At 71.5% G+C, this 20742-nt stretch carries 18 protein-coding genes and 1 pseudogene; 5 read left to right on the top strand and 14 right to left on the bottom strand.

Translation table 11 applies throughout. The annotated features are described in order from the left end of the window. Positions 1–112: 112 nt before the first annotated feature. Positions 113–664 (bottom strand): TetR family transcriptional regulator, encoded by a 552-nt coding sequence (locus ACYVNR_RS08140; RefSeq protein WP_461047702.1) that lies wholly within the window; start codon positions 662–664, stop codon positions 113–115. A gap of 123 nt (positions 665–787) precedes the next feature. Between ACYVNR_RS08140 and bioB the strand changes: the two genes are divergently transcribed. The 4 genes and pseudogenes from bioB to bioD all read left to right on the top strand — a co-directional run bounded on the left by bioB (position 788) and on the right by bioD (position 5201). Continuing rightward, positions 788–1855, top strand: coding sequence for a biotin synthase BioB (gene bioB, locus ACYVNR_RS08135; RefSeq protein WP_461047701.1), 1068 nt, complete (start codon positions 788–790; stop codon positions 1853–1855). Continuing rightward, positions 1848–3185, top strand: a pseudogene (bioA, locus tag ACYVNR_RS08130) (adenosylmethionine--8-amino-7-oxononanoate transaminase); the annotation flags it as partial. The gene bioB and the pseudogene bioA, both read left to right, overlap by 8 nt. Beyond that, the gene (locus ACYVNR_RS08125; protein ID WP_461047700.1) at positions 3185–4486 is read left to right on the top strand and encodes an 8-amino-7-oxononanoate synthase; all 1302 of its coding nucleotides are present in this window, start codon (positions 3185–3187) and stop codon (positions 4484–4486) included. The pseudogene bioA and the gene ACYVNR_RS08125, both read left to right, overlap by 1 nt. After that, complete coding sequence (gene bioD, locus ACYVNR_RS08120; RefSeq protein ID WP_045191616.1) at positions 4479–5201, top strand: dethiobiotin synthase; 723 nt, start codon at positions 4479–4481, stop codon at positions 5199–5201. The genes ACYVNR_RS08125 and bioD overlap by 8 nt, the downstream gene beginning before the upstream one ends. Here bioD and cimA read toward each other — a convergent pair. From cimA to ACYVNR_RS08065, 11 genes are all read right to left on the bottom strand, one after another. Further along, on the bottom strand, positions 5180–6760 hold the full coding sequence (gene cimA, locus ACYVNR_RS08115) for a citramalate synthase (protein WP_045191759.1): 1581 nt from the start codon (positions 6758–6760) through the stop codon (positions 5180–5182). The genes bioD and cimA overlap by 22 nt on opposite strands. Positions 6761–7082: 322 nt before the next feature. Then, complete coding sequence (locus ACYVNR_RS08110) at positions 7083–7823, bottom strand: gamma-glutamyl-gamma-aminobutyrate hydrolase family protein (protein WP_461047699.1); 741 nt, start codon at positions 7821–7823, stop codon at positions 7083–7085. A gap of 10 nt (positions 7824–7833) precedes the next feature. Beyond that, the gene (locus ACYVNR_RS08105) at positions 7834–8601 is read right to left on the bottom strand and encodes a 3-oxoacyl-ACP reductase (RefSeq protein ID WP_045191614.1); all 768 of its coding nucleotides are present in this window, start codon (positions 8599–8601) and stop codon (positions 7834–7836) included. Positions 8602–8650: 49 nt separating this feature from the next. Beyond that, positions 8651–10024 carry an aldehyde dehydrogenase family protein gene (locus ACYVNR_RS08100; protein WP_461047698.1) on the bottom strand — a complete coding sequence of 458 codons (1374 nt, stop codon included), beginning with the start codon at positions 10022–10024 and terminating at the stop codon, positions 8651–8653. Continuing rightward, positions 10021–11388: a glutamine synthetase family protein gene (locus ACYVNR_RS08095; RefSeq protein WP_461047697.1), complete on the bottom strand. Its 1368-nt coding sequence runs from the start codon at positions 11386–11388 to the stop codon at positions 10021–10023. The genes ACYVNR_RS08100 and ACYVNR_RS08095 overlap by 4 nt, the downstream gene beginning before the upstream one ends. Positions 11389–11455: 67 nt before the next feature. After that, a complete protein-coding gene (locus ACYVNR_RS08090) occupies positions 11456–12199 on the bottom strand; it encodes a FadR/GntR family transcriptional regulator (protein ID WP_045191611.1) in 744 nt (247 codons plus the stop codon). 1 nt (position 12200) lies between these two features. Then, positions 12201–13715 carry an amino acid permease gene (locus ACYVNR_RS08085; RefSeq protein ID WP_045191610.1) on the bottom strand — a complete coding sequence of 505 codons (1515 nt, stop codon included), beginning with the start codon at positions 13713–13715 and terminating at the stop codon, positions 12201–12203. Positions 13716–13853: 138 nt separating this feature from the next. After that, positions 13854–14684: an HAD hydrolase family protein gene (locus ACYVNR_RS08080; RefSeq protein WP_461047696.1), complete on the bottom strand. Its 831-nt coding sequence runs from the start codon at positions 14682–14684 to the stop codon at positions 13854–13856. A gap of 4 nt (positions 14685–14688) precedes the next feature. Next, positions 14689–15786 (bottom strand): branched-chain amino acid aminotransferase, encoded by a 1098-nt coding sequence (locus ACYVNR_RS08075; protein ID WP_045191608.1) that lies wholly within the window; start codon positions 15784–15786, stop codon positions 14689–14691. Between the two features lie 287 nt (positions 15787–16073). Continuing rightward, positions 16074–17138, bottom strand: coding sequence for a 3-isopropylmalate dehydrogenase (locus tag ACYVNR_RS08070; RefSeq protein WP_045191607.1), 1065 nt, complete (start codon positions 17136–17138; stop codon positions 16074–16076). A gap of 118 nt (positions 17139–17256) precedes the next feature. Next, positions 17257–17337: a 3-isopropylmalate dehydrogenase gene (locus ACYVNR_RS08065; protein ID WP_081633825.1), complete on the bottom strand. Its 81-nt coding sequence runs from the start codon at positions 17335–17337 to the stop codon at positions 17257–17259. A 334-nt stretch (positions 17338–17671) separates the two neighbouring features. Between ACYVNR_RS08065 and ACYVNR_RS08060 the strand changes: the two genes are divergently transcribed. Further along, positions 17672–18991, top strand: a complete 1320-nt coding sequence (locus ACYVNR_RS08060) for an AI-2E family transporter (RefSeq protein ID WP_461047695.1) — start codon at positions 17672–17674, stop codon at positions 18989–18991. A gap of 13 nt (positions 18992–19004) precedes the next feature. Here ACYVNR_RS08060 and ACYVNR_RS08055 read toward each other — a convergent pair whose 3' ends face one another. Beyond that, on the bottom strand, positions 19005–19805 hold the full coding sequence (locus ACYVNR_RS08055; protein WP_045191606.1) for an ABC transporter permease subunit: 801 nt from the start codon (positions 19803–19805) through the stop codon (positions 19005–19007). Next, entirely contained in the window at positions 19795–20706 is a 912-nt protein-coding gene (locus tag ACYVNR_RS08050; RefSeq protein WP_461047694.1) for an ABC transporter ATP-binding protein, read from the bottom strand. Before ACYVNR_RS08050 ends, ACYVNR_RS08055 begins: the two co-directional genes overlap by 11 nt. Positions 20707–20742 lie beyond the last annotated feature (36 nt).

Raw genomic sequence — 20742 nt, 5'->3', positions numbered from 1 at the left:
CGCCACTCTGATGGGTGTCGGCGAAGGTCCACGGCACGCGCGCCGGCGATATCCACCCCTCGGGGGTGATGCTGGGCGGGGCCTGGGCCGTCCAGCACTTTCGCGCATCGCGTCAGGCCGAGCGCAGGCCGCGCAGGATGACGGCGAGCCCCACCTCGAAGGCCTTCGCCTCCGAGGTGCTGTCGGGCGTCGGCAGCTCCGGGTCGACCTGCGACGCGAGGGCCCGATTCTGTTGCGCCGCCACCGAACCGAGGATGTGGTGGACCACGAGCGCGGCCACGTCGTCACGTTCCGACGCCGTCGCGCCGGCGTCCTGGACGAGCCGCGCGAGGTCGCGCAGCGCGCGCGTCGCACCCGGCTCCACGGCATACGCCAGCCCCACGACGTCGGCAGCGTCGGGCACCTGCACCAGCGCCTCCCGGAGGGCGACGGCCAGACCGGTCAGGGCCTCGGCGGCGGGCCGGTCGCCCGGCGTGGGGATCTCGGCGAGGAGCACGTCGGCCACCTCGACGAGCAGCTCCTGCTTGTTGGCGACGTGCCAGTACAGGGCGCCCGGCGCGACGCCCAGCTCGCGGGCCAGCCGCCGCATCGTGAGGTCGCCGAGGCCGTAGCGGCGCAGCAGGTCGACGGCCGCACCGACCACCTGCTCGCGGCTGAGCGCCATCCGGTCCCCCGTCCTCGGCAGGCGGGCCAGGCACGGACCCGCGTTGACAGCCGAGCCTAGCGACTCGGCATACTGAACACCGTTCAAGTTGAACACCGTTCAACGCCGTGCGCAAGGAGCCCCATGACCCGCCGTTACGACGACCTCGCCGACGCCGTGCTGGCCGGCACCCCTGCCACCGCCGACGACGCCCTCGACGTCCTGCGCGCGAGCGACGACGAGCTCGTCTCCCTCGTGGCTGCAGCGGCACGCCTGCGCCGCAAGCACTTCGGCAACACGGTGAAGGTGAACTACCTCGTCAACCTCAAGTCCGGGCTCTGCCCAGAGGACTGCCACTACTGCTCGCAGCGTCTCGGCTCACAGGCCGACATCCTCAAGTACACGTGGCTGAAGCCCGACGAGGCCATCGAGCAGGCGGCTGCCGGACTGCGGGGCGGAGCGACGCGCATCTGCATGGTCTCGAGCGGCCGCGGCCCCACCGACCGCGACGTCGACCGGGTGGCCGGCATGGTCGGTGCCCTGAAGCAGGAGCACCCGGACGTGGAGGTCTGCGCGTGCCTCGGCCTGCTCAAGGACGGCCAGGCCGAGCGCCTGCGCGCGGCCGGGGTCGACGCGTACAACCACAACATCAACACCGCCGAGTCGCACCACGACGACATCGTCACGAGCCACACGTACGCCGACCGCGTGGACACCGTCACGAAGGCCAAGGACGCCGGACTCTCGCCGTGCTCCGGCCTCATCGCGGGGCTCGGCGAGAGCGACGAGCAGCTCGTCGAGGCGCTCTTCGCGCTGCGCGACCTCGGCTCGGACTCGATCCCGGTCAACTTCCTCATGCCGTTCGACGGCACACCCCTCGAGGGCACGTGGGAGCTGACGCCCGGACGGTGCCTGCGCATCCTCGCGATGGCGCGGTTCGTCTGCCCCGACAAGGAGATCCGCGTCGCCGGTGGCCGCGAGATGCATCTGCGCTCGCTCCAGGGCCTCGCGCTCCACGTCGCGAACTCGATCTTCCTGGGCGACTACCTCACCTCCGAGGGACAGGCCGCCGAGGCCGACCTCGAGCTCATCCGCGACCACGGGTTCGTCGTCCTGGGCGCGGGCCCCACGGACGCGGCGCCCGCCGAGGCGACCCACGATCCCGCCAAGCGCCGGCGCGGCGCCGGCACGGACGTCCCCGCCAATGCCTGAGCCCGTCGGCTCCCCTCTCGCGGCACGCGACCGCGGGCTCGTCTGGCACCCCTATGCCCCGCTCGACGGCCCCGAGCCGTATGCCGTGGAGCGGGCCTCCGGCGTGCACCTGACCCTCACCGCCCCGGACGGCGAGACGTTCGAGGCCGTCGATGCCATGGCGTCGTGGTGGTGCGCGGTCCACGGCTATCGTCACCCGGCCCTCGACGCCGCCGCCCACGAGCAGCTCGACCGCTTCAGCCACGTCATGTTCGGTGGCCTGACCCACGAACCGGCCGTCACCCTCGCCGAGCGGTTGACCGCGGTGGCCCCCGGCCCGATGGCGCACGTCTTCTACGCCGACTCCGGCTCGGTGTCGGTCGAGGTCGCCCTCAAGCTGGCGCTGCAGTACCAGGCGGCACAGGGCCGCCCGGGCCGGCAGCGGTTCCTCACCGTGCGCGGCGGCTACCACGGCGACACCTTCGCCGCCATGAGCGTGTGCGACCCGGTCGACGGCATGCACTCCGCCTTCCCCGGCGCCCTGGCCCGCCAGCTCTTCGCCCCCAGACCACCGGCCGCACGTCTGGTCGTGACCGCCGACGGCGAGGAGCGCTGGGCGACGGATGACCTCGCTCTCGAGGCGTGGGTCGCCGAGGTCCGGGCGCTGGCCACGGCGCACTCCGACGAGCTGGCCGCGATCATCGTCGAACCGGTGCTCCAGGGCGCCGGAGGGATGCACGTCTACCACCCCGACTGCCTGCGCGAGCTGCGACGCGTGGCCGACGAGCACGGGCTCCTCCTCGTCGTCGACGAGATCGCGACCGGCTTCGGCCGCACGGGCCGGCTGTTCGCGTCCGAGTGGGCCGGCATCTCGCCTGACGTCATCTGCGTCGGTAAAGCCCTGACTGGCGGATACCTCACCCTCGCAGCGGTGCTCACGACCCGAGCGGTGGGCGACGCGATCACCCGCTCGGCGTTCAGGGCCCTGCTGCACGGGCCCACCTTCATGGCCAACCCGCTGGCCTGCGCCGTCGCCAACGCGTCCTTGTCGCTCGTGGAGCAGGGCTGGAAGGACGACGTCCCCCGGGTCGGCCGCCTGCTCCAGGAGCACCTCCTGCCCGCAGCGGACCTCCCGGCGGTGGCGGACGTGCGCACGCTCGGCGCCGTCGGCGTCGTCCAGCTCGGGTCCGCGGTCGACGTGACGGCCGTGACCCGGGCCGCGCTGCGCCGCGGGGTGTGGCTGCGGCCCTTCCGCGACCTCGTCTACACGATGCCGCCGTACGTCTGCAGCGACGACGACGTGCGCACCATCGGCGACGCCATCGTGGGTGCGGTCTGGGAGGTGCACGGGTGAGCGGGCTCTGGGACTCGTGGCTGCGCGAGCGGGCGGCCCTGCGCGCCGAGCGCGGCACCGAACGGTTCGACCCGGTGCTCCGTCTCGGCGGACGAGGTGCCGCGACGCGCGACGCCCTCGACCTCGCCTCCAACGACTACCTCGGCCTGTCGCGTGACGACAGGGTCGTGGCCGCCGCCCACGACGCGCTGGACCGCTACGGGGCGTCGGCGACGGCGAGCCGCCTCGTCACCGGAACGCTGCCCGTGCACCGCGACCTGGAGGCGGCGCTGTGCCGTCTCACGGGGCATCCGAGCGCCCTCGCCTTCTCGACCGGGTATGCCGCCAACCTCGGCGTGCTGACGGCGCTGAGCGGGCGCGGGTCGGAGATCCTGCTCGACGCGCACGCCCACGCCTCCCTGCACGACGCCGCCCGGATGTCGCGCGTCGCCCACGCGACCTTCGCCCACAACGACCCCTCCGACCTCGACCGCGAGTTCGGGGCGCGACCGGGTCGACGAGTCGTCGTCGCCGTCGAGTCGATCTACTCGGTGCTCGGCGACGCCGCCCCGCTGCCCGCACTCCTCGAGGTGTGCCGGCGCCACGACGCCCTGCTCGTCGTCGACGAGGCGCACGGCATCGGGGTCGCCGGCGAGGGACGGGGCCTCGTGCACGAGCTCGGCCTGGTCGGGGCGGACGACCTCGTCGTCACCCTCACCCTCTCGAAGGCCCTCGGTTCGCAGGGCGGCGCCGTGCTCGGCTCGACGACGGTGCGCAACCACCTGGTCAACACCGCGCGGCCCTTCATCTTCGACACCGGCCTGGCACCCGCGGCGGCTGCTGCAGCCGCGGCGGCCGCCGACGTCGTCCTGGACGACCCCTCCCTCGCGGCGACCGTGCGCGCGAACGCCCGGGTCATCGCGACCGTCTGTGGCATCGCCCAAGCCGCCGGCGCCGTGCAGTCGCTGCCGATGCCGTCGCCGGACGCCGCGGTCGCGGCCTGCCTCGACCTGCGCGCGCAGGGCGTGCTCGTCGGCTGCTTCCGGCCACCGAGCGTGCCGGACGGCGTGTCCCGGCTGCGGGTCACCGCGCGGGCCGACCTCACCGGTGACGACCTGCTCCAGGCAGCCCGGCTCGTCGCACGCGCCGCACGTGCCCACGCGGAGCGGGGCGACGACGAGGCCGTGGAGGGGCCACGGGCGGGGGACGCTCCCTCCCCCGTCCGTGGCCTCCCCACGGTCGCTGCGGTCGAGGGCGCGCAGGATCCCGCGTCGTCCTCGCCCCTCACCCAGATCCCACCCCACGACACCGATGGCTGAGCCGCGGCTGCCGGGGGTCGTCGTCGTCACGGGCACCGACACGGACGTGGGCAAGACGGTCGTCACTGCCGCGCTCGTCGCGACCCTGGTCGCGGCGGGACTGGCTGTCGCGGCCTACAAGCCGACGCAGACCGGCGTGGCGCCCGGCGAGACCGGCGACATGGGCGAGGTCGAGCGGCTCACGGGCGCCCTCACCGCGGAGGGCACCAGGCTGATCGCCCCCATGGCCCCTCGTCCCGCGGCTCAGCTGGAGGGACGCACGCTGCCGTCGCTCACCCACCACCTCGAAGCCATCGACCACCTCTCCGCCCGGCACGACGTGGTGGTCGTCGAGGGAGCCGGTGGTCTCCTGGTCGAGCTGACCGCTGAGGGCCAGACCTTGGCCGACCTCGCCGCCGCGCTCCCCGACAGCGGCACGGTGCTCGTGGCCCGAAGTGCGCTGGGCACCCTCAACCACACCATGCTCACGCGAGAAGCACTGTCTCACAGAGGCATCCGACTGCTCGGGGTCGTCATCGGCTCATGGCCGACCGACCCAGACGTCATCGAGACGACGAACCGCGACTACTTCGCAGCCCTTCCCGAGGGACTCCTCGGGACGGTGCCGCAGGGTGCTCCCGCGCTGTCGCCGGAAGCCTTCCGCACCGAGGCGCCCCTCTGGCTGCCCGGCGTCGCGGTGGCGACGGGTGCGTCTCAGCGGCGCGGCACGCCCTGACGCAGGAGGCCGTGCACGATGCCGTCGGTGAGGGCCCGCCACGACGCCGCCAGGATCGAGCCCGCGACCCCGATGGTGTCCCACGACGTCTCGCCGTCGGAGGTCTCGATGAGGACACGCGTCACGGCGTCGGTGCCGTGCGACGCGTCGAGGATGCGCACCTTGAAGTCGATGAGCTCGATCTTCTCGATCTCGGGGTAGGCGCGGCTCAGGGCCTCACGCAGCGCGTGGTCGAGCGCGTTGACCGGGCCGTTGCCCTCGCCCGTGGCGATGAGCCGCGAGCCGTCGGCGCGCAGCTTGACGGTCGCCTCGGACGTCGCGTCGCCCTCACCCGACGAGTCGGTGATGACGCGCCACGACTCGACCTCGAAGTAGTCGGTGCAACCGGGCTCGAGCGCCTCGCGGAGCATCAGCTCGACCGTCGCGTCGGCGGCGTCGAAGGTCCATCCCCGCAGCTCGAGGTCCTTGACCTCGGCGAGCACCTTCGCCACGACGTCGGGCCGGTCGGACAGGTCGAGGCCGGCCTCGCGTGCCTTGAGCTCGATGCTCGCCCGTCCGGCCATGTCGGAGACCAGGGTGCGCATGCCGTTGCCGACGAGAGCCGGATCCATGTGCTGGTAGAGGTCGGGGTCGACCTTGAGCGCGCTCGCGTGCAGGCCGGCCTTGTGGGCGAAGGCGCTCGCGCCGACGTAGGGCTGGCGGCTGTAGGCGGGGACGTTCGTGACCTCGCTGATGGCGTGGGCGATGTGCATGGCCCGTCGGAACGAGTCGACCTCCATCGCGTCGAGCCCGAGCTTGAACTGCAGGTTGGCGGCGACGGTCACGAGGTCGGCGTTGCCGGTGCGCTCGCCGTAGCCGTTGACCGTGCCCTGCACGTGCGTGGCGCCGGCGCGGACGGCGGCCACGGAGTTGGCGGCCGCGCAGCCGGTGTCGTTGTGGCAGTGCGCCCCGATGCGTGCACCGGTGGCGGCGATGACGTCGGCGACGACCTCCTCGACCTGGTGCGGGAGCATGCCGCCGTTGGTGTCGCAGAGCACGACGACCTCGGCCCCGGCCTCGTGCGCAGTGCGGACGACCGAGAGCGCGTAGTCACGGTCGAGGTGCCAGCCGTCGAAGAAGTGCTCGCAGTCGAGGAAGACCCGGCGGCCCTTCCCGACGAGGTGGGACACGGTGTCGCGCACCATCTCGAGGTTCTCCTCGAGCGTGGTCCTCAGGGCGCGCTCGACGTGACCCGTGTGCGACTTCGCGACGAGGCACACGACCGACGCGCCCGAGTCGACGAGAGCCTGCACGAGGGGGTCCTCCGCGGCGGCCCCGCCGGCCTTCCGGGTGGCCCCGAAGGCGGCGAGGGTCGCGCGGCGGAGATGGAGCTCCTGTCGGGCCCGATCGAAGAACTCGGTGTCCTTCGGGTTCGCACCCGGCCAGCCGCCCTCGATGAAGTCCACCCCGAGGTCGTCGAGCAGTCCGGCGATGGCCAGCTTGTCCGACACCGAGAGGTTGAGACCTTCCTGCTGGGCGCCGTCGCGCAGGGTGGTGTCGTAAACGTGCAGGGCATCCATGACCTTCATTGTCCTTGATCCAGGGGGCGGGTCCATGTGGCCGCTCGGTCCTCGGTCCCATTCATCTGTGCCGCTCGGCCCGGTGTGGCTCTGCAGCGGTCTCCGTGGCTCGTGGCCGGGAAACAAAAAGACCCCCCGGGGACGGGAGGTCTGCGCGACGAGAGGTGTTCTCGTCGCGCTAGCTGATAATGAGCGTGCTCGTGGCAAGCCGGGAAGCGGTCACGGGATCAGGGTGGCAGGGCGGCTCGTCGTGCGAAACCACGGGTCCGCCATGTGGGACCGGGCGTCCGCCGCCGAGCCGAAGCCCGCCACCACGCGAACCTCAGCTGCGGCCAGTTCCCCGCCCGGCGGCATACGCCCTCGCTGCGGCGACGAGCGCGTGGAAGAGGCGGGGGTCGTCACCGACCTCCGGGTGCCACTGCACGGCCACGCGGAACGCCGCCTCGGGGTCCTCCATCGCCTCGAGAGTGCCGTCGTCGGCCCACGCCGACGGCTCGTAGCCGGGGTGGGTCAGCACCGACTGGTGGTGGTAGCTCGGCACCTCGGCACCGTCGCCGATGATGCCGGCCAGCCGGGTGCCGGGAACGGTCCTCACGTGGTGGCTGCCGTAGGTCGCCGGCGCGGGCGAGTGCCGGTCGTGCCCCACCCGGTCGGGCAGGTGCTGCTCGAGCACTCCCCCGGTCGCCACCGCCATCACCTGCATGCCGCGGCAGATGCCGAGCAACGGCACGTCGAGTGCGGCCGTCGCGTGGGCGAGGGCGAGCTCGGTCGTGTCGCGGTCGGGCCGTGACGCCTGCACCGACGCGTGGCGCTCGTCGGCGTAGAGCTCGGGGGCCACGTCGACCCCACCGGCGAGGATCACCCCGTCGAGACGGGCGAGCAGCTCGCGGGCGACACCGTCGTCGGCGTCGGGTCGCGGCGGCACCACGACCGCGATGCCGCCGGCGTCCTCGACGTGCCCGACGTAGCGGTAGGGCACGAGGGCCCCCGGCACGTCGACCCAGCGACCCCACGACGCCCGCTCGACGTAGGCGGTGATGCCGATGACCGGACGTGCGTCCACGACGACCTCCTCAAAGCGGGGTGACGTACGCGCCGGAGATGCCGCCGTCGACGAGGAACGTCGAGGCCGTGATGAAGCTCGACTCGTCGGAGGCGAGGAAGAGCACCGCGTTGGCCATCTCCTCCGGCTCGCCGAATCGACCCATGGGCACGTGGACGAGTCGCCGGGCCGCGCGCTCCTCGTCCTTGGCGAAGAGCTCCTGGAGCAGCGGGGTGTTGACCGGCCCCGGGCACAGCGCGTTGACGCGCACGCCCTCGCGCGCGAACTGCACGCCGAGCTCACGGCTCATCGACAGCACGCCACCCTTGCTGGCGCTGTAGGAGATCTGCGACGTGGCCGCGCCCATGACGGCGACGAACGAGGCCGTGTTGATGATCGAGCCCGATCTCTGCTCGAGCATGTAGGGCAGGGCGGCCTTGCAGCACAGGTAGACCGACGTGAGGTTGACCTCCTGGACCTTGCGCCACGCGTCGAGGTCGGTGTCGAGGATCGAGTCGTCCTCGGGCGGGCTGATGCCGGCGTTGTTGAAGGCGATGTCGACCGAGCCGTAGGTCTCCTTGGCGGTGCGGAACAGCGCGTCGACATCGTCCTTGCTCACGACGTCGACGCGCACGAACCTGCCGCCGACCTCGTCGGCGACGCGTGGCCCGTTCACCTCGTCGAGGTCGCCGATGACCACCTTGGCGCCCTCCTCGGCGAACCGCCGCACCGTGGCCAGACCGATGCCGGAGCACCCGCCCGTGATGACCGCGACCTTGCCGTCGAGCCTGCCTGCCATGAGTCCTCTTTCCTTGCCGTCCAATGGTTTTCAGGTGTATGCGGATCGGTCAGTCCGTCGAGATGAAGACGTTCTTGACGTCGGTGAACGCCTCGAGGGCGTCCGGCCCCAGCTCGCGGCCGATGCCGCTCTGCTTGAAGCCTCCGAACGGCGTCGAGTAGCGCACGCTGCTGTGCGAGTTCACCGACAGGTTGCCGGCCTCGACGCCGCGCGCGACGCGCAGACCGCGCCCGAGGTCGCGGGTCCAGATGGAGCCCGAGAGGCCGTATGCCGTGTCGTTGGCCTTGGCGACCGCGTCGGCCTCGTCGTCGAACGGGAGCACGGCGACGACCGGACCGAAGACTTCCTCCTGCCACACGGGGTCGCTCGTCGACCGAGGCAGCACCACGGTCGGCGCGTACCAGTAGCCGGCCCCCTCCGGGGCGCTCCCGCGGAAGGCCACGTCGACGCCGTCGGCGGCACCCTCGACGTAGGCGCTGACCCGGTCGTGCTGGTCGGCGCTGATGAGCGGGCCCATCTCGGCGGCTTCGTCGCGCGGGTCGGTCACGACGACGCCGCGCACCGCGGTCTCGAAGTGCTCCATGAAGCGGTCGAAGGCGCTGCGCTCGACGAGGATGCGGCTGCGGGCGCAGCAGTCCTGCCCGGCGTTGTCGAAGACGGCATACGGGGCGCGGGCGGCAGCGAGCTCGAGGTCGGAGTCGGCGAAGACGATGTTGGCGCTCTTGCCGCCCAGCTCGAGGGTGACCCGTTTGACCTGGTCGGCGGCCCCGCGCATGATCCGCTGGCCCACCGCCGTCGAACCGGTGAAGCAGACCTTGCGCACGACCGGATGCGTGACGAACCGCTCGCCGACGACCGACCCCTTGCCCGGCACGACCGTGAAGACCCCCTCGGGGATGCCTGCCTCGAGGGCCAGCTCGCCGAGCCGCATCGCGGTGAGCGGGGTGAGCTCGGCCGGCTTGAGCACCACCGTGTTGCCGGCGGCGAGCGCCGGCGCGAAACCCCAGCCCGCGATGGGCATCGGGAAGTTCCACGGCACGATGATGCCGACGACACCGAGCGGCTCACGGAAGGTGACGTCGATGCCGCCGGCCACCGGGATCTGGCGGCCGAAGTTCCGCTCGGGTGCGGCCGAGTAGTAGGCGAGCACGTCGCGCACGTTGCCGGCCTCCCACCGCGCGTTGCCGATCGTGTGCCCGGCGTTCTCGACCTCGAGCCGAGCGAGCTCCTCCTGGTGCTCGCCGACGAGGTCGGAGAAGCGGCGCAGCAGCAGCCCACGGTCGGCCGGCGCGACGGCCCGCCAGCCCTCGCTCGCCGCCGAGGCCCGGGCGATCGCCGCATCCGCCTCCTCCACGGTGGCGAGCTCGACGCTGCGGACGACCTGCTCGGTGGCCGGGTTGATGACGTCGTGCGTGGTGGTCACAGTCGCTCGAATCCTCTCCTGCGCTCCCAGTCGGTGACCGCGGCGTTGAAGGCCGTGATCTCGACGTCGGCTGCGTTGACGTAGTGGTCGACGACCTCGTCGCCGAAGGCCGCCCGCGCGACCGCCGATCCGGCGAGCAGGTCGCGCGCCTCCTGCAGCGTCGAGGGCACGTGGGGCTTGTCGGACGTGTAGGCGTTGCCCTCGAGGGCGGGCTCGAGCTCGAGCTCCTGCTCGATGCCGTGCAGACCCCCGGCGAGCATGGCCGCCACGGCGAGGTACGGGTTGAGGTCGCCGCCACCGACCCGGTTCTCCACGCGCAGGGCCGGGCCGTGGCCGACGACGCGAAGGGCGCACGTGCGGTTGTCACGGCCCCAGGCGACGGCCGTCGGCGCGAAGCTGGCCGAGGCAAAACGCTTGTAGGAGTTGATGTTCGGCGCGTAGAAGTAGGTCAGCTCGCGCTGGGTGGCGAGGATGCCTGCGAGGAAGTGCTCGAACATCTCACTGTGCCCGTGCTCGCGCTCGTCGTCGGCGAAGACGGTCGCACCGTCGAGCCCGCGCAGCGACAGGTGGATGTGGCACGAGCTGCCCTCGCGCTGGTCGAACTTGGCCATGAAGGTGATCGACTGCCCGTGGTGGGCGGCGATCTCCTTGGCCGCGTTGCGGTAGACGACGTGGTTGTCGCAGGTGCGCACCGCCGTATCGAAGAGGAACCCGATCTCGTGCTGGCCGTAGTTGCACTCGCCCTTCGCGCTCTCGACGACGGCCCCGGCGGCATACATCTCGTTGCGGATCTCGCGCAGCAACGGCTCGACGCGGTCACCGCCGAGGATCGAGTAGTCGACGTTGTAGCGGTTGGCCGGGGTGAGACCCGTGTAGCCGGCGTCCCAGGCCTGCTCGTAGGACTCCTGGAACACGATGAACTCGAGCTCGGTGCCGCAGTGGGCCGCCATCCCCATGGCTGCAGCGCGCTCGACCTGGGCCTTGAGCACCGACCGCGGCGACTGCACCACCGGGCCGCTGCCGTCGAGCCAGGTGAGGTCGCACTGCACCGTCGCGGAGTGCGGTGTGCCCGGGGTGCGGCGGAGGGTGTCGAGGTCGAGGTCGAAGAACATGTCGCCGTAGCCGCGCTCCCACGAGGAGATGGCGTAGCCGTCGACGGTGTTCATGTCGACGTCGACGGCGAGCAGGTAGTTGCAGCCCTCGGTGCCGTCCTCGAGCACGTGGTCGAGGAAGTAGTGCCCGTGCAGGCGCTTGCCCTGCAACCGGCCCTGCATGTCGGTGAAGGCCACGACGACCGTGTCGATCGTGCCGTCCTCGATCTCCGACCGGAGCTCGTCGAGGGTGAACCTCGGTGGTGCGCCCATGCTGTCGCCTCTCCTGCTGTCCGAAGTGTGCGTGAAACCGCTGCCGTTCCGTACCCGTTCGCCGCTGCTACCCGATGAGGCCTCGCAGGAGTGCCGAGGTCGCGTCGCAGTGCTCCTCCATGACGGCGCGGGCCCGGTCCGAGTCGCCCGTGAGGATGGCGTGGACGATGCGGTCGTGCTGGTCGTTGGAGTGCTCGATGTTGCGTCGCAGCACCGGGATCGCCATGAGCATCTCGTGGATCGCCGACTGCGATCGCGTCACGGCGTCGACGAGGAGCGGCGAGCCCGACAGTGTGGCGATCGCGAGATGGAGCCGGGAGTCGGCGACCCGGTGGGCTGCGGGATCCTCCGCCTCGGCGACCGCCCGGAGGCTGTCGGTGAGCCACGCCCGCTGGTCGGCCGCGAGCGTGCGCGTCGCGGCCAGCCACGCGGCCCCGGGCTCGACCACGCGACGGAAGTCGAGCGCGTCTGCCATGGCGGCGGAGCTGCGCACGAACGACCGCGCGGTCGAGGGAGGCGGCTCGGCGGCATACGTCACCCGAGTGCCGCCCCCTCGCCCGCGTCGCGTCGTCACCAGGCCGGACTCGCGGAGGGCGGCGATTGCCTCGCGCAGCGTGTTGCGTCCGATCCCGAGCCGCTCGGCGAGCTCGCGCTCGGGCGGCAGCTGCTCACCGTCCGCGAGCACGCCGAGACGGATCGCACGCGCCAGCTGCTCGACGGCGTGCTCGAACGCGTTGCCGGACGCCGGCCGCAGCACCGCCTCCGGCCACGCCGCGAGCCCGGCTGACGACTCTCCCCCGACCGGCTCCATGTCAGCCGAAGATCTCCGCCGCCGGCTTGGTGTCGTGGCCACCGGGGACGTCGCGCATGAAGTGCTTGCGCCCGCCGACGAACCACGTCACCGTCGAGAACACGAGCACCGCGACGACGGCCACCGGCGCGTAGTTGAACGTGCTCACCGTGATCGGGCTCGCGGGCGGCAGCATGAAGAGCACGACGATGAACGCCACCCACGCCACCGAGATCCAGCCGATCGGCGCGCTCCACCGGCCGAGGTTCCATCGGCCCGGGGTGAAGTCCGGGTTGGTGCGCCGGAGGAAGACGGGCACGACGTACGCGATGTAGAGGCCGATGACGGCGATCGACGTGACCGCGAGGTAGGCGGTGGTCGAGACGAGCGCCGGTGACGCGAGGACGACGGAGCACACGACGCACAGCCAGATCGAGTTGGTCGGAGTGCCCGTGCGCGGGTTGACCTGTGCCCACAGCCCCGACCCCGGCAGCGCGTTGTCGCGGGAGAACGCGTACGACATGCGCGAGTTGGCGGTCACCGAGGCCATCCCGCAGAAGAACTGGGCGACGGCGCAGATGAAGAGCAGGAAGATGCCGAGCGAGCGACCCGCCGCGTCGATGAAGATCTGGGCCGGGGGCAGGCCGATGTCGGTCGTGAGCGCGCCCTCGTAGTCCTGGATGGCGGCGGTGACCGCGACGAGCAGCACCCAGCCGGCGAGGATCGAGACCCAGACGCTGCGCACGATGCCCTTGGGCGCCTCGACCGACGCGTTCTTCGTCTCCTCGGCGACGTGGGCCGACGCGTCGAAGCCGGTGTAGGTGTACTGCGCCATGAGCAGGCCGATGAGGAAGGCGTAGAAGGGCGCTCCCCAGCCGGTGCGGTTCTCGAAGTGGGTGAAGGTCCACGAGAGGTCCTGGTGCTTGTCGGGCACGATGACGAGCACGCCGACGATGATGGCGACGCCGGCGAGGTGCCACCACGCACTGACGTTCGACAGGAGCTTGACCAGGTTGACGCCGAACGTGTTGAGCAGGCCGTGCAGCACGATGATGACGAGGAACGCGACGAAGGTGGAGCCGGCCGTCACCTGCAGGTCGAAGACGAGGCTCAGCAGCGCCATCCACGTGACGGCGGCGCCGTAGTCGATGGCCGCGGTGACCGCGACCTCGCCGAGGAAGTTGAACCACCCGACGTACCAGGCCCAGACGCGCTTGTTGCGACGGGCGAGCCGGCCGGCCCAGAAGTAGAGGCCACCCGCGGTCGGGTAGACCGAGCAGACCTCCGCCATGGCGAGGGCCACGCAGAGGACGAAGGCACCGACGAGGGGCCAGCCGATGGAGATGGCGATCGGGCCGCCGGCGTTCATGGCGATGAGGTAGCTGGTGATGCAGCCCGCGAGGATGGAGATGATCGAGAAGGAGACGGCGAAGTTGGAGAACCCCGACATGCCGCGGTGGAGCTCCTGCTTGTAGCCGAGCGCAGCCAGGGCCGCCTCGTCGTCGTGCTCGTACTCCTTGGAGGTGTCGACAGCCATGCGCACTACCTCTCAAAACATCATGCGGCGGACCTTTGTCGCCGCTGCGAATGATGCATCGCATCCAATACCCGCGCAGGGAAGGCCGTCAATGGTTCCCCACAGAACCTTTACGACGGATTCCGAAGGTCGAGACCGTCAGCCGGGTCGGCCGATGGCCCGCTCCAGCGTCACGGCCACACCGTCGTCGTCGTTGCCGGGGCAGGTGCGGTCGGCGGCCTCGAGCAGGGTCGGGTGCGCGTTGGCCACGGCCCAGCCGACCCCTGCCCATCTGATCATCGGCAGGTCGTTGGGCATGTCGCCGAACGCCCAGACGTCGGCGGCGTCGATGCCGAGCCGGGTCGCCCAGCGCTCCAGCGCGACCGCCTTGGTGACCCCGGGGGCGTTGATCTCGGCGAGCCCGGACGCGCCGGAGAAATGCAGGTGGCCGCGGTCGCCCACGACCTCCTCGACGGTGGAGAGGAACTCCTCGAGGGGCACCTCGTCGTTGACGGCCAGGAGCTTGCCGACCGGCTCGGCCGCGATCCCCGCGAGCGGACCGCGCGCTGCGCCCGCGGCCCCGGTGTCGTCGTGCGGGTCGGGGTAGCCCGGTGCGAGGTAGGGGCCGCTCGCCCGCTCGGCGAGGAAGGCGACCGACGGCAGCGCCGCCCTGAGATCGGCCACGATCGACTCCACCGCACCGGCCTCGAAGCAGTGCGTCTCGAGCAGGCGCCGGCCGGTCACCTCGTAGACGAACGCCCCGTTGCCGCAGATCGCGACGCCGCGCGGGCCGACGACGTGCTCGAGGTCGTGCAGCCACCGCGGCGGCCGCGCGGTGACGAGCACCGTCTCGATGCCGGCCTCGTCGGCGGCCGCCCACACCGCGCGGGTGCGCTCCGACACCGAGCCGTCGGAGCGCAGCAGGGTGCCGTCGAGGTCGGTCGCGACGAGGCGCGGCCGCGACGGTGCCGGGCCCCCCGCCGCGCCCACCGGGTCAGACGAGACGGGTGAGCCAGCCGTGGGCGTCCTCGGCACGGCCGTACTGGATGTCGAGGAGCTTGTTGCGGATCGCCTCGGCGTAGCGGTCCTCGTGGCCGTCGCGGCGGTGGTCGACCGACCCGCCGTCCCAGCGCAGCTCGCCCACCGGGGTGACGACGGCGGCGGTGCCGCACGCGAAGATCTCGACGATGTCGCCGCTGGCCGCGCCCTCCTTCCACTCCTCGATGGGGATGCGACGCTCCTCGGGCTCGAGGTCGAGCTCCTTGGCGATCTCGAGGATGGAGCTGCGGGTGACGCCCTCGAGGATCGTGCCGGTGAGCTCCGGGGTGATGATGCGCCCGTCCTTCGTCACGAGGAACAGGTTCATGCCGCCGAGCTCCTCGATGTACGTGTGCGTCGAGGAGTCGAGGAAGACGGCCTGGTCGCAGCCGTGGTCGATGCCCTCGAGCTGGCCGGCGAGGGAGCTCGCGTAGTTGCCACCGCACTTGGCCGCGCCCGTGCCGCCCTCGCCGGCGCGGGCGTAGTCGGTCGAGATCCACAGGGTGACCGGCTTGAGGCCGCCCGAGAAGTACGCGCCGGCCGGCGAGGCGATGACGGAGTACGTGACCTGCTGGGCCGGTCGCACCCCGAGGAACGCCTCGGAGGCGAACATGAAGGGGCGCAGGTAGAGGCTCTTCTCACCCGCGTCACCCGCGGGCACCCAGTCCTGGTCGACGGAGACGAGCTGCCGCAGTGACTCGATGAAGTCGGCCTCGGGGAGCACGGGGAGAGCGAGGCGGCGGGCCGAGCGCGCGAACCGGGCGGCGTTGGCCTCGGGACGGAACGTCCAGATCGAGCCGTCGGCGTGGCGGTAGGCCTTCATGCCCTCGAAGATCTCCTGGGCGTAGTGGAGCACCGCCGCCGCAGGGTCGAGCTGGAAGGGGCCGTAGGGCCTGACCTGCGCGTCACCCCAGCCGCCGTCGGCGGTCCAGGTCGCGACGACCATGTGGTCGGTGAAGGTCTTGCCGAAGCCGGGGTTCTCGAGGATCTCGGCGATGCGCTCGGACGAGGTGGCGTCGTCGCGGCGCGTCACCTCGAAGGACAGCTGGGTCATGACATACCTCCATGGAGCGAAATCAGCAGTGATCCGACGTCAGGCTATCGCCCACATCGTGAGATGACACAGCCGCCCCGGACGCCGCACCGGACGGCGTCCGGGCGTGTCCTCCGCGGGTTTCGGTCGCGTACGCAGGGCACGCCGCGCGTGCGGGCCGGCCGCCCGCGTACGGGGCAGTCGGCCGCGTACGGGGCAGTCACCGCGTACGCGGCATGGACCCGCGTACGCGGCATGGACCCGCGTGCGAGCAGCGGGTCAGCCGGGCGTATGCCGGGTCGTGCGCGTCAGAGACGACCGACCACGGCGTCGCCGACCGCGGCGGTGCTGCGTACGACATCCCCACGGTCCGCGAGGTCCGCGGCCACGGCGGCGTCGACGCGCGCGGCCTCGGCGTCGAGCCCGAGGTGGGCGAGCAGCATGCCGACCGAGAGGATCGCGGCGGTGGGGTCGGCCTTGGACTGGCCGGCGATGTCGGGGGCCGAGCCGTGCACCGGCTCGAACATGCTCGGGGTCGTGCGGGCCGGGTTGATGTTGCCCGATGCGGCGAGTCCGATGCCGCCGGCGATCGCAGCGGCGATGTCGGTGAGGATGTCGCCGAAGAGGTTGTCGGTGACGATGACGTCGAAGCGGCCGGGGTCGGTGGCCATGAAGATCGTCGCGGCGTCGACGTGCTGGTATGCCGTCTCGACCTCGGGGAACTCGACACCGACCTCCTCGACCGTGCGGCGCCACAGGTGGCCGGCATGGGTGAGGACGTTGTGCTTGTGCACGAGGGTCAGGTGCTTGCGCGGCCGGGCCTGGGCGCGCGCGAAGGCGTCGCGGACGACGCGCTCGACGCCGAAGCGGGTGTTGACGCTGACCTCGGTCGCGATCTCTGCGGGAGTGCCGACTCGCAGGGCCCCGCCGTTGCCGACGTAGGGACCCTCGGTGCCCTCGCGCACGACGACGAAGTCGATGCCGTCCGGGGCGACGCGGGCGACGTCGAGCGGGCTGGCCACTCCGGGGAAGAGCTTGGCCGGGCGCAGGTTGACGTAGTGGTCGAGGGCGAACCGCAGCGGGAGCAGCACGCCTCGCTCGAGCACACCGCTCGGGACCGTCGGGTCGCCGATGGCGCCGAGGAGGATCGCGTCGTGCCCGCGCAGCTCCTCGAGCACCGAGTCGGGCAGCGTCTCGCCGGTGGCGTGCCATCGGCGGGCGCCGAGGTCGTAGTCCGTCGTCGCGAACTTCGGACCACCCGAGCCGGTGACGGCGTCGAGCACCTTCAGGCCCTCGGCGACGACCTCGGGACCGATGCCGTCACCGCCGATCACGGCGATCGAGTAGGCGTCCTTGACCTGCATCTCTCCCATGCCGTCAGCGTAGAACCCGTCTTGTGATGTGGAACGTGCGTCTCATTCTCTGGTCGCACGGCGAAGGCCCCCGCCCAACTGGGGCGGGGGCCTTCGACGTCCGGCGCGAGACCGGAGATCAGTCCTCGGTGTGGCCCTGGTCGCGCAGGTCCATGGACTCCTGCAGTGCCTGACGGGCTGCCTTGGCGTCTTCGCTCATGGTGATCACGTCTTTCGAGTTGCCTTGCTGTTGGTGGTCTCAGGTGGCTCCAGCCCGGGTGGGCGAACCAAGTCAGCACGAGGGTGCGCGGGATCTCCGCGGCGAGGTGCTGACTACCTGGACTCGCCGCGGCGGGGAATAAGTACGACCTGCCGCGTCATGCAATTCACGGTACGCCGGGCTACCCACGGGTAAAGGGGGTTTCCACAAGATGAGACGCGGTGTCCACCATTCGTGCGGACGGCTGGGCGCCGCGTGTCGCGGGTCACGCCGACGTCGGCATGCAGGCCGCGACCTCCCCCGCTTGCCGCGCGAGGGACCGTAGGCTCGCCGCGTGAGCGCCCACCAGCCCGACTCGCACGCCGCCGCCCCGAACGAGCCGCACGTTCACCACGCCGTTGCGCACGACGCACACGACCGGCACGACGCGCACGACCGGCACGGCCGCCACGCGGTCCCGGGGGTGCCGTTCGACGACGAGGCACGATGGATCGCCGTGACCCCGGGCAATGCGCGGCGCGTCACGATCATCGTCCTCAGCGCGGTGGTCCTGCTGTCGATCGCGACCTGGGCCTTCCACGCGCTCGCGAGCTTCCTCTTCCTGCTCCTGCTCGCGTGGCTCGTCTCCATCGCCATGGAGCCGGTCGTGCTCTGGCTCGCGTCCCGGGGCATGAAGCGCGGGCTGGCGACCGGGCTCACGATGCTCGGCGTGCTGCTGCTCTTCGCCGCGCTCGCCGAGCTCTTCGGGCAGGTCTTCGTCTCGCAGGTGTCGGAGCTCGGCACCCAGCTGCCGGGCGCCGTGACCTCGGCCATCAACTGGGTCAACTCGACGTTCGGCACGACGTTCGACCTCGACCAGGTGCGCCAGGCCCTCAACCTCACGCCCGACAAGCTCGGGGAGCTCGCGGGCCGCTACGGCGGCGGCATCGTCGGCATCTTCGGCTCGCTGTTCACCTTCCTCTTCGACAGCCTGACGATCCTCGTCTTCGCCTACTACCTCTCCGCCGACAGTCCGCGGCTGCGCCAGACCATCGGCTCGTGGCTGCCCCAGCGCTACCAGCGCGTCTTCATCACGGTGTGGACCATCTCGGTCGAGAAGACCGGCGGCTACGTGGTCTCGAAGCTGGTCCTGGCCGCGCTCTCCGCCGTCTTCCACGCCTCGTTCTTCTGGGTCATCGACGTGCCGTTCTGGCTGCCCCTCGGCGTCTTCGCCGGCATCGTCGGACAGTTCATCCCGACGATCGGCACCTACATCGGCGTCGCGCTCCCCGCCCTCTTCGCCGTGCTCGACAAGCCCATCAACGCCGTGTGGATCGCGGTCTTCGCCACCATCTACCAGCAGCTCGAGAACTACGTCTTCACACCGCGCATCAGCCGCCGGACGATGGACGTCCACCCCGCCGTGGCGCTGGGCTCGGTGATCGCGGGGGCTGCCCTCTTCGGTGCCATCGGCGCCCTCATCGGCATCCCGATCGCCGCGGTGGCCCTCGCGATCATCGACACCTTCAGCAGACGACACGACCTCGTCCCCGAGCTCGCCGAGCTCGACACGTCGGACGACGAGCCGGATGACGACGAACCCGGCGACGAACCCAGCGACGAACCCGACGGTGCCGGACCCGGCGGTCACGACCCGGGGCGCAGGTCCGCCTGAAGGAAAGCAGCGCTCACGAGGCCACGTCACGCCGGTCGAACGCCACCGCCGCGACGACGACGAGCACGACGACCGTCGCGACGGCCACCCCGACCGAGACCCACGAGACGCCCTGCCGCAGGGGGTCGTGGGCGGCGTACTGGTAGAAGGGCGACAGCTTCTGCAGCGGCCGCAGCCAGTCGACGAGACCGCCGAGCCCGTTGACGACGTAGCCGACGACCGCGAGGAGCACCGGGACCGCGCGGCTCAGGGCGAGCCGGCCGGTCCCGGCGCCCACCGCGAGCGCCAGGGCGCCGAAGACGAGACCCAGCAGGGCGAGGTGGAGCATCGCCGCGGCGACGTGCCCCACCGGCAGGTCGAGGTCCACGAGAGCCCCCTCGGCGACGAGCGCCACCCCGAGCAGCGCGCAGAGCCCGACGGTGCCGACCACCATGGCGATCGCCTTGTCGACGACGATCCGCGTCCGCGGGGTGGGAGTGCCGAGGAGCAGGTCGAGGGTGCCCCGGTCCTCCTCGCCGGCCACGGCGGACGAGCCGGCGGCGACGGCATACAGGAGCACGAGCAGCGGACCCATGAACGAGAGCAGCTCGATCTGGATGTAGCCGACGGGCGTCGACATGTCGGCACCTGACATCGCGAAGAGGTTGCGGAGCGCCTCGGGCATCTGGTCGAGGAAGTCCTGCATCGAGGGCTGGCGCCGGATGCTCGGCCAGAGGGCGACGTACATCGCCACGACGAGCAGGACCCCCGCGCACCACGCAGGGTACGAACGCCGTTGGTCGTACAGGGTCTTGCGGAGCACGTCATGCAGCATCCGGACCTCCTGCGGCCGCGTAGTACGCGAGGAAGGTCTCCTCCAGCTCGGCCTCGGTGCACGTGAGGTCGACGACCGGGTGACGGGCGACCAGCTTGAGCAGCGGGTCGAGGGCGGACTGCGGTGCGTCGCAGCGCAGCACGCCGTCCTCGAGGCGGACGTCACGCACCCCGGGCAGCGCCTCGAACTGCTCGACTCGGACGGGGCCCTCGAGCTGGGCCTCGACGTGGTGCAGGGACTTGGCACGCAGCGCGTCCAGCTCCTCCACTGCCACGACCCGACCTGCGCTCAGCACGGCGATCCGGGTCGCGACGCGCTGCACCTCGCTGAGCACGTGGGAGCTGAGCAGCACCGTGCCTCCCCGCGCCGAGTGTTCCGCGAGCAGGGCATGGAACTCCCGCTGGACCAAGGGGTCCAGGCCGCTGGACGGCTCGTCGAGGACGAGCAGCTCGGGTTGGCCCATGAGGGCGAGCACCAGGGCCAGCTTCTGGCGGTTGCCCCGTGACAGCTCACGAGTGGGTCGGCGCAGGTCGAGGTCGAGCCGCTCCGCGAGCTTCGTCGCGACGGAGGGCCTTCCGAGCCCCCGCAGGTTCCCGAGGTAGTCGACGTGGTCCCGTCCGCTCAGGCGGGGGTAGAGGGCCACGTCCCCGGGCACGTAGCCGACCCTGCGGTGCACCTCGTCGCGGCGTCGCCACGCATCGAGCCCGAGGACCTCGACTCGTCCGGTGCTGCAGCGGGTCAGGCCCATGAGCAGTCGGAGGGTGGTCGTCTTGCCCGCGCCGTTCGGTCCGAGGTAGCCGAAGACCTCGCCCTCGAGCACGTCGAGGTCGACGCCGCGCAGCGCCTCCGTGTCACCGAAGCGCTTGGTGACACCCTCACAGCCAACGACCGGCGGCCCCATGTCTCGACCGTCCCAGTCGGGCCGCTCGCACGGCAG

Source organism: Terrabacter koreensis (genome assembly GCF_054783315.1).
Note: the sequence above shows the minus strand (reverse complement) of the source record. Positions and strands in the feature narration are given on the sequence as shown.